This is a genomic window from Bradyrhizobium sp. SOJA106, from assembly GCF_059448745.1.
On the sequence record NZ_CM182549.1, the window covers coordinates 458,981 to 473,337 of the forward strand.

15 protein-coding genes and 1 pseudogene are annotated in these 14,357 nt (G+C 60.0%); 4 read left to right on the forward strand and 12 right to left on the reverse strand.

Going from position 1 to position 14,357, the window contains the following annotated elements:
• Positions 1-11: 11 nt before the first annotated feature.
• The 7 genes from pflA to AC5V87_RS02245 all read right to left on the reverse strand — a co-directional run bounded on the left by pflA (position 12) and on the right by AC5V87_RS02245 (position 7,420).
• On the reverse strand, positions 12-839 hold the full coding sequence (pflA, locus tag AC5V87_RS02215) for a pyruvate formate-lyase-activating protein (RefSeq protein ID WP_495369859.1): 828 nt from the start codon (positions 837-839) through the stop codon (positions 12-14).
• A 12-nt stretch (positions 840-851) separates the two neighbouring features.
• Positions 852-3,122 (reverse strand): formate C-acetyltransferase, encoded by a 2,271-nt coding sequence (pflB, locus tag AC5V87_RS02220; protein WP_495369860.1) that lies wholly within the window; start codon positions 3,120-3,122, stop codon positions 852-854.
• A 274-nt stretch (positions 3,123-3,396) separates the two neighbouring features.
• Entirely contained in the window at positions 3,397-4,362 is a 966-nt protein-coding gene (locus AC5V87_RS02225; RefSeq protein ID WP_495372024.1) for a phosphate acetyltransferase, read from the reverse strand.
• A 370-nt stretch (positions 4,363-4,732) separates the two neighbouring features.
• Complete coding sequence (locus AC5V87_RS02230; protein ID WP_495369861.1) at positions 4,733-5,110, reverse strand: hypothetical protein; 378 nt, start codon at positions 5,108-5,110, stop codon at positions 4,733-4,735.
• A 263-nt stretch (positions 5,111-5,373) separates the two neighbouring features.
• Positions 5,374-5,556: a DUF6894 family protein gene (locus AC5V87_RS02235; RefSeq protein WP_495369862.1), complete on the reverse strand. Its 183-nt coding sequence runs from the start codon at positions 5,554-5,556 to the stop codon at positions 5,374-5,376.
• A gap of 246 nt (positions 5,557-5,802) precedes the next feature.
• The gene (locus AC5V87_RS02240; RefSeq protein WP_495369863.1) at positions 5,803-6,786 is read right to left on the reverse strand and encodes an HWE histidine kinase domain-containing protein; all 984 of its coding nucleotides are present in this window, start codon (positions 6,784-6,786) and stop codon (positions 5,803-5,805) included.
• A gap of 106 nt (positions 6,787-6,892) precedes the next feature.
• A complete protein-coding gene (locus AC5V87_RS02245; RefSeq protein ID WP_495369864.1) occupies positions 6,893-7,420 on the reverse strand; it encodes a hypothetical protein in 528 nt (175 codons plus the stop codon).
• A 285-nt stretch (positions 7,421-7,705) separates the two neighbouring features.
• Here AC5V87_RS02245 and AC5V87_RS02250 point away from each other — a divergent pair, with 285 nt between their 5' ends.
• Together AC5V87_RS02250 and AC5V87_RS02255 are read left to right on the forward strand one after the other, a co-directional pair.
• Positions 7,706-7,960 carry a hypothetical protein gene (locus AC5V87_RS02250; RefSeq protein WP_495369865.1) on the forward strand — a complete coding sequence of 85 codons (255 nt, stop codon included), beginning with the start codon at positions 7,706-7,708 and terminating at the stop codon, positions 7,958-7,960.
• Between the two features lie 51 nt (positions 7,961-8,011).
• The gene (locus tag AC5V87_RS02255; protein WP_495369866.1) at positions 8,012-8,533 is read left to right on the forward strand and encodes a DUF3124 domain-containing protein; all 522 of its coding nucleotides are present in this window, start codon (positions 8,012-8,014) and stop codon (positions 8,531-8,533) included.
• A gap of 411 nt (positions 8,534-8,944) precedes the next feature.
• On the opposite strand, the gene AC5V87_RS02260 is transcribed toward AC5V87_RS02255, so the two are convergent.
• The 5 genes from AC5V87_RS02260 to AC5V87_RS02280 all read right to left on the reverse strand — a co-directional run bounded on the left by AC5V87_RS02260 (position 8,945) and on the right by AC5V87_RS02280 (position 12,306).
• The gene (locus AC5V87_RS02260) at positions 8,945-9,214 is read right to left on the reverse strand and encodes a hypothetical protein (RefSeq protein ID WP_495369867.1); all 270 of its coding nucleotides are present in this window, start codon (positions 9,212-9,214) and stop codon (positions 8,945-8,947) included.
• Between the two features lie 123 nt (positions 9,215-9,337).
• Positions 9,338-10,060, reverse strand: a complete 723-nt coding sequence (locus AC5V87_RS02265; RefSeq protein ID WP_495372025.1) for an SOS response-associated peptidase — start codon at positions 10,058-10,060, stop codon at positions 9,338-9,340.
• A 264-nt stretch (positions 10,061-10,324) separates the two neighbouring features.
• A complete protein-coding gene (locus AC5V87_RS02270) occupies positions 10,325-11,353 on the reverse strand; it encodes an IS110 family RNA-guided transposase (RefSeq protein WP_495369043.1) in 1,029 nt (342 codons plus the stop codon).
• A gap of 81 nt (positions 11,354-11,434) precedes the next feature.
• Positions 11,435-11,887 (reverse strand): hypothetical protein, encoded by a 453-nt coding sequence (locus AC5V87_RS02275; protein ID WP_495372026.1) that lies wholly within the window; start codon positions 11,885-11,887, stop codon positions 11,435-11,437.
• 14 nt (positions 11,888-11,901) lie between these two features.
• Positions 11,902-12,306: a hypothetical protein gene (locus tag AC5V87_RS02280; protein ID WP_495369868.1), complete on the reverse strand. Its 405-nt coding sequence runs from the start codon at positions 12,304-12,306 to the stop codon at positions 11,902-11,904.
• Positions 12,307-12,445: 139 nt separating this feature from the next.
• Here AC5V87_RS02280 and ku point away from each other — a divergent pair.
• Together ku and AC5V87_RS02290 are read left to right on the forward strand one after the other, a co-directional pair.
• A pseudogene (ku, locus tag AC5V87_RS02285) lies at positions 12,446-13,382 on the forward strand (non-homologous end joining protein Ku).
• Positions 13,383-13,623: 241 nt separating this feature from the next.
• On the forward strand, positions 13,624-14,130 hold the full coding sequence (locus tag AC5V87_RS02290; RefSeq protein ID WP_495369869.1) for a hypothetical protein: 507 nt from the start codon (positions 13,624-13,626) through the stop codon (positions 14,128-14,130).
• Positions 14,131-14,357: the final 227 nt, after the last annotated feature.

A 14,357-nucleotide genomic window follows, 5' to 3' on the forward strand; every position in this document is an offset into this window, starting at 1 on the left:
CCAATAGGCCATCAACGTGCGTTGCAACCCGCGGCTCGGAATTGTGCGATCACCCGGTTCACCAGATCGCGGCTCGGTGGCGGCGTATTGTAGTGCTTGTAGTCGAGGCCCATCGCTTTCCACTTGAACTCGCCCATCTGGTGGAAGGGCTGCACCTCGACCCATTCGACGTTCTTCATGGGCGCCACGAACTTAGCGATGCCCTCGACATTGGCCGGATCGTCGGTGGAGCCGGGCACTAGCGTGAAGCGGACCCAGACCGGCTTGTTGATCGCGGCGAGACGCTGGGCAAAGCGCAGCATCGGCGCGATGTCGCGGCCGGTCACCCGTTTGTATGTCGCGGGATCGGAACTCTTGATGTCGAGGAGGAACAGGTCAACGACGCTGAGGAAGGAATCGTCGACCCGATCGCCGAGGAAACCCGATGTCTCGATTGCGGTATGAAGGCCCATGGCCTTGGCGCCGGCAAAGATGCGCTTGGCGAAAGCCATCTGCACCATCGCTTCACCGCCGGAGATGGTGAGCCCGCCGCCGAGGCTGTGCAGCGAGGGCGCAAAATCACCGAGGCGCTTCAGCACCTGTTCGGCCGACACATAGGTGCCGTCCTTGAGATGCCAGGTGTCGGGGTTGTGGCAATAGGTGCAGCGCAAGAGGCAGCCGGACATGAATAAGACGACGCGCAGGCCCGGGCCGTCGTAGCGCGACGACGACTCGTAGGAATGGCAGTAGCCGAACGCGCCGACCTCGTCCTTGACCTTGTCCTCATCGGGCGCGTCGGGCGAAATTCCGACCCGGAGGTCATGACGACTTCCGGGTTCCAGTGCCTGCACCGTGGACATGGTGCACCTCGTTCAGATCTGGCCGTGGAAGGTACGGCTGATCACGTCGCGCTGCTGCTCCGGCGTCAACCGGACGAAGTTCACCGCGTAGCCTGAGACACGAATGGTAAGCTGCGGGTACTTGTCCGGGTTCTTCATGGCGTCTTCGAGCGTCTCCTTGTCGACCACGTTGAGGTTCATGTGAAAGCCGCCGCGCTCGAAATAGACGTCGAAGGCTTTGGCGGCCTCCTCGATCAGCTGGGTCTCGGACAGATGCGCCTTCTGCGGCGCGACCGAGACGGTGTAGCTGATGCCGTCGAGCGAATCCTTGTACGGAAGCTTCGCGACCGACAGGCACGAGGCCAGCCAGCCATGACTGTCGCGGCCATGCATCGGGTTGGCGCCCGGTCCGAACGGCTCGCCCTTGCGCCGTCCATCGGGGGTATGCCCGGTCACCTTTCCGTAGACCACGTTGGAGGTGATCGTCAGCACGCTCTGGGTGTGAGTGGCGTTCCGATAGGTCGGATGCTTGCGGATCTTGTTCATAAAGGTGGTGACGAGGCTGGAGGCGATCTGGTCCACCCGGTCGTCATTGTTGCCGAACTGCGGCGTCGATTTGTTGCCCTCGTTCTGATAATCAACGATCAGGCCCGTCGCATCACGCGTGACCCGCATCTTGCCGTATCTGATGGCAGCGAGGCTGTCGGCGACCACTGAGAGGCCGGCGATGCCGAACGCCATGGTGCGCAACACGTCGCGGTCATGCAGCGCCATTTCCAGCCGCTCGTAAAAGTACTTGTCGTGCATGTAGTGAATGCAGTTCATTGCATGCACGTAGGTCTTGGCCAGCCACTCCATGACGGTGTCGAACTTGGCCATGACGTCGTCATAGTCGAGGAAGTCGCCGACGACGGGCATGGTCTTTGGCGCAACCTGCTCACCCGAAACTTCGTCGCGCCCGCCGTTGATCGCGTAAAGCAGCGCTTTGGCGAAATTGACCCGGGCGCCGAAGAACTGCATCTGCTTGCCGAGCTTCATCGCCGAGACGCAGCAGGCGATGGCGTAATCATCGCCCCAGTAGGGCCGCATCAGGTCGTCGTTCTCGTATTGCAGCGACGAGGTGTCCTTGCTGACCTTGACGCAATACCGCTTGAACGGCGCGGGCATGTGCCGCGACCACAGCACCGTGATGTTCGGCTCCGGCGCCGGACCGAGATTGTAGAGCGTATGCAGCATGCGGTAGCTGCTCTTGGTCACCAGCGCGCGACCGTCGAGATCCATGCCGCCGACACATTCGGTCGCCCAGTAGGGGTCGCCGCTGAACAGCGCGTCGTAGTCGGGGGTGCGCAGGAAGCGCACGATGCGCAGCTTCTGCACCAGCTGGTCCCAAAGCTCCTGCGCCCGCGCTTCATCGAGGGCGCCGGCCTTCAGGTCGCGCTCGATGTAGATGTCGAGGAAACTCGAGATGCGGCCGATGGACATCGCCGCGCCGTTGGCTTCCTTGATCGCTCCGAGATAAGCAAAATAGGTCCACTGGAAGGCCTCTTGGGCATTCTGGGCTGGCTTTGAAATGTCGCGATCATAGAGCTTGGCCATCGCGGCCAGATCCTGCAGAGCGCGAATCTGGTCCGCCAGTTCCTCGCGCTGTCGGATGATCTCGTCGGTCGGCCACATGTCGTCGATCTGTGCCCGCTCCTCGCGCTTGGCTTGGATCAGGCGATCGGTTCCATAAAGAGCGACGCGGCGATAATCGCCGATGATGCGGCCGCGGCCATAGGCATCCGGCAAGCCAGTGATGATGCCGGACCTGCGGCAGTTCATGATCTCGGGCGTATAGGCGTCGAACACGCCGTCATTGTGTGCCTTGCGATACTTGGTGAACGTCTCGTGCACCGCAGCATCCGGCTCAAAGCCGGCCGCCTTGATACCGGCCTCGACCATGCGCAGGCCACCGAACGGGAAGATGGCGCGCTTGAACGGTTCGTCTGTCTGAAGACCTATGATGACCTCGTTGTCACGATCGATGTAGCCGGCCTTGTGGGCGAGCAAGGTCGAAGGCGTCTTGGTGTCAACCGCCAGGACGCCCTTTTTCCTTTCCTCAGCGAAATAGGGCTGCAGTTTTGCCCACACGGCCTTTGTGCGCTGCGACGCGCCGGTCAGGAAGTCCTCGTTGCCTGTGTAAGGCGTGACGTTGCGGACGATGAAGTCGCGAACGCCGATGGATTTCTGCCAATCGCCCGGCTGGAAACCCGCCCAGCCGTTGCCCGCGTCAGTTTCCTGCTTGAGAGCAGCGTTTCCCTTCATGGTCACTCCCTCCCAAATGACAGATATCCCGATTAATGGCCGCGATCAGTTGTCGCGGCGCCCGTTTTGGAGACAACGCTAGATTTGGTCGGCTCTTGTACTTTGATCTAAATCAACGCCGCCAAGATCCGCAAAAGGGCATTGGCAAGGCTCGTCGTTTCGCCTTACGCCGCCAACGCGCCAGCGTATGTTGCGCAATCATCACCGACCGCAAAGGCCTGGAACTTCGCGCTGGAGGAGCCCGCGTCAATGACAAGAACGGTGTCCATAGCGGTCACGCAGCAGCGACCGGAGAGCGACGGCGTCTTGCATCGGCAAGCAGCGAGGCCACGGCCGCGGAAGCCATCCGTGAGCGCGCGGAGTCGGCCCGCGACGTGAGCACGACCGGCACGCGGGCGCCGAGCACGATACCGGCGCCATCGGCCTTGGCGAAGTAGGAGAGATTTTTTGCCAGCATGTTGCCGGATTCCAGATCGGGCACGACCAGGATCTGCGCCTTGCCTGCGACCTCGGACTTGATGCCCTTGATGCGCGCGGCCTCCAGATCGATGGCGTTATCGAAGGCGAGCGGCCCATCAAGCAGCGCGCCCGTGATCTGCTTGCGGTCGGCCATCTTGCACAGTGCCGCGGCCTCGATGGTAGACGGTATCTTCGATGTGACCGTCTCGACGGCGGAGAGAATCGCGACGCGCGGCGTCGTGCCGAAGCCGCCCTGGTTGAACAGATCGACGGCGTTCTGGATGATGTCACGCTTGGCGTCGAGGTCCGGAAAGATGTTGATCGCGGCGTCGGTAATGAACACGGTATCAGCATAGGCCGGCACATCCATGATGAAGACATGGCTGATACGCCGGTCGGTGCGCAGGCCCCCTGTCTTTGCGGTGACCGCGCGCATGATCTCGTCGGTATGAAGGCTGCCCTTCATCAGGACCTCGCCCTTGCCTTCATGGATCAGCTCGACGCCGCGCAACGCGGCAGCAGCCTCCGTCGGCGCGGTGTCCACAATCTCATAGCCGGTAATGTCGAGCTTGTGGCTGGCGGCAACGTCCTTGATCCTTGACGTTGGACCGACGAGGATCGCTTTGATGATGCCGGCCTCCGCCGAATCGATCGCACCGCGCAACGAGCTCTCGTCGCAGGGATGTACGACGACGGTCGAGACCAAGGAGACGCCTTTTGCCGCAGCGACGAGACGGTCGTATTTCGACCCGGGCTGAGTTGCGCTCGCTCCGGCTGGCATGACGCTCATGGGCTCACTCCGAATCGCGTTTTGGCATCGGCAGAATTGTCGTTGAGGACGTCACAGAATGCGAGCGTTGCGGTGCCACACCTTTGATTTAGGTCAAAGCCGCTGTTGTGCCCCATACCGCCGACCATCCTGGCCGGGACGCGGCGAGAAGACCTCGATAAGGGCAATACGCCAATCGGGTATCGTCAGACTGGTTTCGAGATTGTCTGCTATGGGGGTCGATCGCGACGGTTTAGGCCGTCACCGCTTAGGTCCGATCCACGCCTAGCAGCCGACGTTTAGGCGGCGGTCGGTTTCGGTCGCGATGGGCCAAAGCAGCGGAAGTCAGCGTGGGCCGTAGGAGCCGCCAACCGAAGCGGCCTTACTGCTTCCGGTGCTTCTTTATCAGTTCAAGCGTCTTGGCGGATCGGTCCAGAACGGCGGTGCTGCGGGCGAGCACCGAGTAGGTGTTGGCCAACGCTTCGAGCTGAGACCGGGTTATCTTATCGGGAGCCCGTTCCGCTGCATTTGCGAAATGGTCCGCTCGTTCCAAGTATCCCGATCGTGTCATCATAATCGCAAACGAAGGCGGAAGCGCGGTAGTTTCTACTGAGGCGGCCTCAATTAAGCTTCCGGCGAGGTTTTCCGGATCAGCTCGCGGAGGGCTTTGGTGTAGTCCTTCGACCACGTTCTTCGCCTGATCGGTGCGGTCGTCGTCGTCCGCGCGGGGTACGGTAGGATGGTTCTGCTCTCGCGTCATGGCAATCAACGCCCGTTAGATCGAAGGTTCCAAGTCCGGTGCGTTGAAATTGGTTCGATCTAGGCAAATGGACAGCGACCGAGCCGGATTCTGCATTCAAGAGCAACAAGCTAACGCATACCGGAAGCTCGCTGCAAAGCGAGCGAAAGACTATGGGCTGCCAGCTCCCGGCCCGCCTGAAGAACAGTAGTCACGACACGCTCCTCAGGATTGCGGGGATTGGTCCGGCTTGGAGCTGATGCAGATGGTGTGCACCACCCTGCCTACCTCGTCCTTACTTCCAGCCTCCATTCCTGGCCCGGCCGGAACTTCCCGTCGATGTCGTTCAAGAGCGCGCCCGCGTAGCTAGTTGCCTCCCGCCAAGCTGCTTCGTCGTCTGTCAGTTGCTCGCCCTCATAATCAGCGTGGGGTACGACGTTTTGAACGTTGAAGAAGTAGCGTGGCATGCCGATCAAAATGCGCAGGAACGGCCCGAGTTCCTGTAGTTCTGCCGTCCCTCAGGGACCGCGTTCACCGAACCTAGGGTATTTCAGCAATGGGTCACAGGCTGCCCTCGGCAGACATTATGCCATTGGCCGGCTCAACTCCCAGAAGCGGACGATCGGCGCGCTTACTGCGAATTCAGCGGCGGGCACACAAGCGGAAGGACTTCATCGAGGAGCAAGGTCGCGTTCTGAACGAAGCCTTGCTCACTAGGCATTGGTTTGTGGCACGGCCAGAATGGAGGTTAAGGAGACTTCGAGTTCGTAGCTGAGACCTTCTGAACGGAAATGTCGTTCTACCGTCCGGGCAAATCGTTTCGACATTCCAACAAGGATTGAGCTGCCGAAACCGGTTCGACGCGGTGCTCGGACTTCGGGCCCGCCGACCTCGCTCCAGACAAACCGTAGGGTCGGGCCGATGATATTTGCTTGAATGGTAATGCGCCCTTGCCGTTGCGACAACGCGCCATGCTTGACCGCATTGGTCGCAAGCTCGTGAATGATAAGCGCAAAATTTTGTGCGGCAGGCGTACTCAGATTCACATCGCATCCGGTGTACGCAATCTGTTCCGGAAAGCTGGCAAGTTCTTCCGTAATGATTTTTTGCAGCGAAGCGCCGGTCCAGCCGTTGTCCGCAAGCATTGTGTGTGTGCGTGCCAAAGCGTGGAGGCGCGTTTCAAGCGCTTCATTGGCATCGCTCAGTGTTTCACTTTGCAAAATCGTCTTGGAGACAATTCCCCGCACCAGCGTGAACAAATTGCCGGATCTGTGACGCAACTCTCCGAGCAGAAACCGTTGATGCTCGTCATGATTCAGGACGCTGGCAATCAAGCCCGAGACGAGAATGACCTGGATGCTTCCAAGAAGCGCGAATATAGACAAATTCCAACACGCCCCCTCGGAGAGGGAGAGACTGAAGGCCGGGGGCAGAAACAGGATCGCACCGATCGCGCATGACACGATCAATGTCGCCGCCCCGGGCCAAAAGCCGCCCACGAAGGCCATGCAGAGGATCACCAAATTGTAGAACGTAAATGGGGAGGTCGTTGAGAGATATTGATGAAGGGACAGCCGCACCAGGGTTGCAGCGGCGATCAACCCCATCGCCGACGCGTAGAGCCGAGCGGGGTTGTCGCGGCAGCGACGTATCCAGGTGAGCAGGTTGGGTTGATCGAAGGCACGCGCAAACAGCATCGGTCGCTTTCCGCTACGCCAAAAGCAAGACGTGCAACAATGTCTGGAGATGGCTCGCGGTCGTGCCGGAGCGCGTCGGACTAGGTACGAATGTAACGTCTCTCGGTCAATCGGGCAAAGTGTCCATAACGGACAACTCGTCTTGCGCCTTGGCGAGAAGACCTCGTATCAACCGATAGTTCTTCAACCCGAACAGAGAATTGAGCGCCCGCTCATCCATGTAGTAATGGCGGCCCTCTCGATGAACGAGGCCCCACTCTTGCAACTGCTCTAACCGTCTTATGACTGTTGTGCGGGGAGCATGCATATAGGCGGCTATTTTCGCCACAGAAAACGGTCTTTTGTCAAATTGTCCAAGAGCAACGCATAGGCCGACGAAAAGCGTCTCCAGCCTGGTCCCGAAAGGCTCCCCTTTCGGTGCGTAAACTCCGTGTAGATTTCGCATGATCTCGATCATCAGGCGGCAGAGCACGAGCCGCTGTCGCGCCATCTTGATCGTGCGCAATCCGTCTGAGGTTTTATGTCGTTCGGCTTTTATTCCGCCCAACCCGCGCCTCCACGGGGCTCGCCTAAGAATCGTCGCGTCTGCTTCCACAGATGTTCTACCAAAACACCGGCTCAGATAACGCAGCACGCCAACCGCTCCCTCCGAGGTCTCCCATTGGCACTTCTGACAGGGCTCAATCGCGAAGAACTCAGGATGACCAAATCTGGTCCGCTCTGGAGCGGTGAGCGGACGTCCGGCAGATCCGGTACGAATTCAGAAGGCGACATCGCGACCTGTGTGTTTGATTTATGTCAAGTAACCTACTCGGCTGAAGCGGCCTTATTTTCCTTGAGAACACTTTAGAGAGAGCGTTGGAACGGCATCAGCTTCGCTTCGCGCATTCCCGTCGTTCCCGCTTCGGCTTTCGGCGTTGTGCTCGGTCTGGCCGGACTTGGCGGTGCTTGGCGCTCCGCACATGAGGTCTGGGGCTACCCCAAAGCTGTTGGCGAAGCTTTGATGCTGGCTGCTGCCGCCGTGTGGCTCGGCGTCGTTGTGCTTTTCGTCCTGAAATGGATTTTTGCCGTCGACAAAGCAAGGGCCGAAATCTGGCATCCGGACTTAGTAAACAGAGGGGACGCCTGGTCGACGGCGTCATGGTTCTTGCTTGATCCAGGTCAACCTTCCTGAATTTAGCGTCGGCAAAGGTTGTAGGCCTCGCCAAGTATCAGGGCCAAAAGCATGAGAAAAAAGCTGATCCTCGTCGCCGCGCTGCTACTTGCCGTGACATCCGGAGCACGAGCGCAAACTCCCGGACTTCCCTCTAGTTTAACCAGCTTCGCAGCTTCAATTGTTCAGGTGCCTAGCGAGCCAACAACCTTTAAAGGAAGGTTCTATGTCCCTGCTCACTCAAGCCTGTTGATCCGAAATGGAGACACGCGGCTCGAATTAGCGGTGACGCTTTCTGTCCAGAATACTTCGAGGACAGAAATTCTGGTAATTGAGCAGATCGAATATTTTGATGCGAGCGGCCAGGCAATCGAGAAATACGTTTCCAGCCCGATTGCGCTCAAGCCCTACAGTGCAATCCAAATCGTCGTTCCCGAAAAAGACGTTCGTGGTGGCTTCGGAGCGAACTTCATCGTCGACTGGTCATCGGTCAGACAAGTTGATGAGCCTTACGTGGAAGCGATCATGACCGGCGGCCCGGGCAGTCAGGGGTACAGCTTTGTGTCAGTGGGCCGGAAGGTGGGCAGGCCGTGATGGCCTCACGGGCGACGCGGCTCATCATACCCGTGCTCACGCTAATCGCAGGAAGGGTCCACAAAACCATAAACTCCAGGTCCACTGCCAACTCGACCTCAAAGTTTTCGCTCAATGGGACGCAACGCTCTAAATCCAGCATAGAACGCGCGCGACGCCTTATGGCGGCAGCGGGATCGTCACGAGCCGTTGACAAGGGCGGCACTGGAAGGCGTGCGCTGCGGGCAGGCCGAGGATGGCCGGGAGCGTCGCCAAGAAGGTCATCGGGCGCCGGCAGCGTGAGCAGATCAGGATTGGCGGATCGTCGTTGACTGGCGCGGACATGATACGCGCCACGGAAGGAACCGAAGATTGAGACCACGCTGGCAACTACTGGGATCGCTATCAAAAGTCGGCAACTGAAACGGCCTCTCATGTGTCCAGGTCAGGACACTCTGGGCAGGTATCGCCGATCGAGGCGAGCACGTCCCGGATTTCCGCTACCGCATCGTCGGGCGAGAGCCCGGCCGGAGGAACGTGGGTCGCAATGTCGATTGCTCGGTCGCGGGCATGTGGGTCGGCACGGTCCTGCATCCAGCCGTGCTCGTCGCACTCGCGAATAGCGCCAGCGTTCTGCAGCACCGAGATGGCCCAACCCCGCAGCGTCCGAATTGCAGGTCGTCGTTCCTTGGCCATCAGCATCGTGAGCGTCTCCTGCCGGACGAATCCTTCCGCCCTCCTGCTCGTTCCGCGCGGTTAGCACGGAGCAGGGATTCACAAACCGCAGGGCTGAGGCTTGTCCACTTGTTCCGGGTGGCTTGTGGACTAAGTCGCCGGCGCTAGGTCTTCCTTCACGCCGCGCGCGACGATTTGCAACGCGCCGTCTGGAAGCGGCCGTTGCAGCTTCAAGGCTTCGTCCGCGGGAGCCGTCATCCAGATCTCGACCTCTTCGGGCGTGGTCAGGATCACTGGCATCGCCTTCGGGTGGATGGCGAAGACTTCCGCATTCGCCTCCGTCGTCAGGAACGCATAGAGGTCGTTGGTGGTCTCGCCTTCCTTGACCTTCCGGACCGACGTCCAGTTGGCCCAGATACCCGCAAAGCAGGCGAGGGGACGGCTCTCGTCGAGCGCAAACCAGATGTCGCCGCCTTCAGCCTTATTGAACTCGCTGAACGAGTTGAAGGGGACCACGCAGCGGTGCTCCGGGCCAAGCCATCGCGTCCAGTGCTTGCTCTTCACGTTGCGGATGTTGGTCGTGCCGCCGTCAGGCTCCATTCGGAGCAATTCCTTGAAATCGACGACCTTGCCCTTGGCTTGCAGCTTCTCGGCCCGCTTCTTGGTCGCGTCCATCAATGCTTTCGACGATGACGGCATGCCCCAGCGGGCGGTCGCCAGCTCCCGGCCATCAGGGCCATTCCGAATGATCGGCGCCTTGTAGTCGGGAAACACGCCGGGCATCGGCGCAAGGTTGCCGACGTACCGGTTAACGACGCGGAACAGCGCGCTGATAGCCGCCTGGTTCGTGGTGATCGAGTAAAGATTGCAGATGTGGACGGCCCCCCACTTGTCAGGATGGTAGCAGATTTTTGACCTGATCGCTTGCTATCAGATGTCCGGCCTGTTTGCGCGGACAAAGTCCGCTGGCCAAGATGGTGTTCGCTACGCACGCTCCAAGCACATAGGCGACCTTGATGATGCCAGTGTAATCTACGGAAGCTCGCGCGTATCGACCGATCGGTCCTTCCATCTACTGCGTCCTGCAAGTTCGTGGGCTATCCGCCGAGCAACCTCGCTCGCGGTGCCGATTTCAGATCAAGCGGGCATGGCGGCTACCGGTCGGTTGTATACTCCGCCCGATATCATCAATCGCCAAGCGATACGGGCGAACTTGTTAGCCAAGGCCACCGCCACCAACTTCGGCGGCTTTCGCTCCAGTAGCGATGCAAGCCAGGGTGTCGGCCTATGACGGCCCTTTCGAATGTGCCTTAGCAGCGCGGTCGCGCCGACAATCAACGTCGATCGGAGCATTGAGTCTCCGGCCTTTGTGATTCCGCCATATCTTTGCCGGCCGCCCGTCGAATGATCCTTGGGTGTTAGTCCGAGCCAAGCGGCAAAGTCGCGGCCTGACCTGAACGTCTCCGGCGGCGGCGCCTTCATGCTTAGCATGGACGACCCAATCGGACCGACGCCGGGAATCGTCGCGATCCGCCTGCTGACATCATCGTCGCGGTGCCACCTCATCAGCTTGGCTTCGATCTTTGCCAGGCGGGCTTCGACCGCGGCATATTCCTCTGCTTGGAGTCGGAAGAGATCCTTTGCCATTTCCGGCAAGCTATCATCCTCGAGCACCCGCTTGATAAGTTGCGCGACATTCTGCCGACCGGCGGGGCCGACGATGCCAAACTCAGCCGCATAGCTCCTGAAAGCATTGGAAAGCTGCGACTTCACGCTGACCAGGCGTTCCCGCACAGTCATTAACATGCAGGCCGCTTGGCGTTCCTTCGATTTGACCGGTACAAACCGCATATTCGGCCGGGTGACCGCCTCGCACAGCGCTTCGGCATCGGCCGCGTCGTTCTTGCCGCGCTTCACGTAAGCCTTCACGTACTGAGGTGGGATCAGCTTCACCTCGTGACCGAACGACTGCAGCAGGCGCGCCCAATGATGCGAGCTGCCGCAGGACTCGATGGCGACGAGAACCGGTGGAAGCCGCTCGAAGTAGCGGATCATCTCGGCGCGCCGGAACTGGCGGCGGACCACCACCACCTCGTTCTCATCAACACCATGAAGCTGGAAAACCGACTTGGAAGTGTCCATACCGATGCGAACAGGAAGATTCATCAGACTTTCCTCTCATCTAGCTGTGACGCTGACAGCGCCATAGAACCGTGGGGATGAGAGGCCGTCCACACCAGCACATCGTCACGTCTCGGGAGGAGGAGCAGGGCGGGGATGGTGCGCGAGCTGTAGCAACGTCGCGGCAGGGCGGCGTCCCGCCTTAGCACATTTGTTGCAGCGGAGCCTTCCAGACAGGTCATGGACAAAGGTGGTGGAGGCGTGCGGCAGTACGGCCAGATCCACATCGCGTCGTGTCTTGCAACGCGAGCACTGGATTTCCAGCCATGGGTAGCCACCGTTGATCGCCTGGTCGATGGTCGGCGACGGATCGATCGGCTCGCCATTCGCCCACATACGCTCGTTCCAACTCTCACACAGGAGACAGTCGGCCTGTTTGATCAGCGCTTCACCCTCGGCGCGAGCCGCAGCGGACTTCGCAGCCAGAATGGTGGTCATCGCGCGTGCTTTGCCGAGCTCCTTGCCAAGGGCTTTGCGGTCGCCGCCGGATAGCGGCGTCGGATGATGCTTCGGCGCCATGCGAGCGAGCGCGGTCAAGCCGGCCCGAAGGCCGGCCAGCAGCCGTCCTCCTCGTGGCGGCCAGTTCGGTTCTGGCAGGTGTTGTCCAGCAATCGCTGCGCGACCTCCTTCCATCCGGCTTGGTGCCCGTAAAGACGGATCGCGTCGACCTTCTGGATCTCAACGATTCGCTCGCACCGGCGGCAGGAAATCCGCAGGACGTGCTGCGGGATCTCGCAGAGGCGGAGGGTCATGCTCGAGCGTCCCGCATCCATCGCTTGGACATGGACGTCTTCGAGGAGGGCACGCCAATACTCGTCCGGCATGTCATCACCGGGCGCGAGCGGCCGCTGCTTCGCGGTCCCTTTACCCATTGATGCCGCTAACTTTTCCATCTGTTTTGGGCTCGGCATGCGCCAACTCGCAGGTCGATCGGTCATGGCCGAAATTAGAACATAAAGAGAACAGAAGTCGAGTCCGACCAAAGAAGGTCAGCCGAATTTTTGACGCCCACCTTGTCGGAACTGGCGGCGTTCAATCGTCTTGAATCCAAGCCGCCCAACCCGGAGTTCTGCGTACATGGCCCCCCGCGCCAACTGGAAAGGCTTCCTGCGTCTGTCCCTCGTGACATGCCCCGTGGCGCTGTACCCGGCGACCTCCGAGTCCGAGAAGATCTCCTTCAACCAGCTCAATCGGCAGACGGGCCACCGCATCAAGTACCTCAAGGTCGACGCGGACACTGGCGATGAGGTGCCTAGTGAGGACATTGTGAAGGGATATGAACTTGAGAAGGGCCAGTTCATCGAGGTCACCAAGGAAGAGCTGGAAGAGCTCGCGCTGGAGTCCACGCGCACAATTGAGATCGACGAATTTGTCGATAAGGCCGACATCGATCCGCGCTATTTGATCCGGCCTTATTACTTGCGTCCCCGATGGCAAGGTTGGCCACGACGCCTTCGCCGTGATCCGCGAGACAATCCGTGAAATGAACAAGGTCGCCATCGGCCGCGTCGTCTTGACCAATCGCGAGCACATCATTGCTCTCGAGGCCATGGACAAGGGGCTCGTCGGAACGTTGCTGCGCTATCCCTACGAGGTTCGCAGCGAGCAGGAGTACTTTGACGAGATCCAGGACGTCAAAGTCACCAAAGACATGCTCGACCTCGCCAAGCATATCGTAAACCAGAAGGCAGGGACATTCGATCCCGAGAAGTTTGAGGACCACTACGAGAGCGCACTGGTCGAGCTGATCAACGAGAAGCGAGCAGGCAGAGTGATCCGCCCGAAGGAGCGGCCAAAGGGTGAAAACGTCGTTGATCTGATGGAGGCGCTGCGACGAAGTGTCGGGAGGGAAACATCGACCGAAACTGCAACCGCACCGAAAAAGTCAGCCAAGAACCCGCGCAAGACGATGGCTGGACAAAAGGAAATGCTGATGTCCGTCGCCGGTAAGAAGCAAGCCAAAGCGACGGCTGCGAAGAAACCGTCGGCCAAGCAACAGCGTCGCTCCGCGTAAATTCCGGTTGCGAAGAAGCGGGCTGCACATGCTCGGTGATGACGCGGTCCCGCATCATCGGTCCCTTCCTGAGCAAAACGGATTCGGAAGTTCCTGATGGGAACAGGCGCGCCAATTGAGCGCCGACTCGGTCAATTGATTTAAATCAAGCGTGAAGGATGCAGGAAGAGAATTGATTGCGCTCGGTGCCGCCGGCGCAAGCGTTCGCACCTGCCGGCACCCTACCGACCGGGAGGATGCTATGGTTCGATATGGTCTGATCGGCTTCGCGGCAGCGATCCTGGTCGCTGCCAGCCTCGTTCCTGATGATGCATTTGCGCGCCGCGGTGGAGGTGGCGGCTTTCGCGGTGGGGGAGGATTTCACGGCGGCGGCATGCGCGCTGGAGGCTTTCATGGTGGCGGCATGAGAGCGGCCCACGTTCGAGGCGGCGCCGTTCATGCGGGACGTATCCACGGTGGTCGTGGCTACCGTGTCGCTGGAGGTCCTCGGCCTTCGCATCCAATTGCAGGACGCCCAGGGCGACCGGGCTACCCGGGCCGTCCAATCGCCGGCCGTCCCGGACGACCAATCGCCGGCTACCCAGGATACGGTGGCGGCTATCGACCGGGTTGGGGCTACGGTGCTGCTGCTGTAGGCGCCGCCGCGGCGGCTGGAGCCTACGGGTACTACAACAACTACAACAGTGGTTGCTACTACGATGCCAACGGCAGCTACGTCTGCCCGGGTCAATATCCGTATCAGTATTGAGCTAAGCGAGGGGGCGAGGGCGGCGGCGCAGAAGAGCCACTTGCTGCTCCTCGCTCTCTCGGCGACTGATCTGGATAAGGTGCAAAGTTCTTTCCGGCGCATGAGCGATACATGGCCTGCAATGGGCTTCCACTCAGAAAGATTGTTCGACGCGTTAATCCGCCACGCTGGGCGATCCAGCGACGCACTGAGCCAGGATACATCAAGTACATCATGCGAGTTGCGCC

Excerpts from the sequence above, each read along its gene's own strand:
- AC5V87_RS02290 (WP_495369869.1), top strand. The coding sequence starts at position 13,624 with ATGGTTCGATATGGTCTGATCGGCTTCGCGGCAGCGATCCTGGTCGCT.
- pflA (WP_495369859.1), bottom strand. The coding sequence starts at position 839 with ATGTCCACGGTGCAGGCACTGGAACCCGGAAGTCGTCATGACCTCCGG.
- AC5V87_RS02270 (WP_495369043.1), bottom strand. The coding sequence starts at position 11,353 with ATGAATCTTCCTGTTCGCATCGGTATGGACACTTCCAAGTCGGTTTTC.
- AC5V87_RS02230 (WP_495369861.1), bottom strand. The coding sequence starts at position 5,110 with ATGACGCGAGAGCAGAACCATCCTACCGTACCCCGCGCGGACGACGAC.
- pflB (WP_495369860.1), bottom strand. The coding sequence starts at position 3,122 with ATGAAGGGAAACGCTGCTCTCAAGCAGGAAACTGACGCGGGCAACGGC.
- AC5V87_RS02255 (WP_495369866.1), top strand. The coding sequence starts at position 8,012 with ATGAGAAAAAAGCTGATCCTCGTCGCCGCGCTGCTACTTGCCGTGACA.
- AC5V87_RS02280 (WP_495369868.1), bottom strand. The coding sequence starts at position 12,306 with ATGACCGATCGACCTGCGAGTTGGCGCATGCCGAGCCCAAAACAGATG.
- AC5V87_RS02260 (WP_495369867.1), bottom strand. The coding sequence starts at position 9,214 with ATGCTGATGGCCAAGGAACGACGACCTGCAATTCGGACGCTGCGGGGT.
- AC5V87_RS02225 (WP_495372024.1), bottom strand. The coding sequence starts at position 4,362 with ATGCCAGCCGGAGCGAGCGCAACTCAGCCCGGGTCGAAATACGACCGT.
- AC5V87_RS02275 (WP_495372026.1), bottom strand. The coding sequence starts at position 11,887 with ATGGCGCCGAAGCATCATCCGACGCCGCTATCCGGCGGCGACCGCAAA.
- AC5V87_RS02235 (WP_495369862.1), bottom strand. The coding sequence starts at position 5,556 with ATGCCACGCTACTTCTTCAACGTTCAAAACGTCGTACCCCACGCTGAT.
- AC5V87_RS02240 (WP_495369863.1), bottom strand. The coding sequence starts at position 6,786 with ATGCTGTTTGCGCGTGCCTTCGATCAACCCAACCTGCTCACCTGGATA.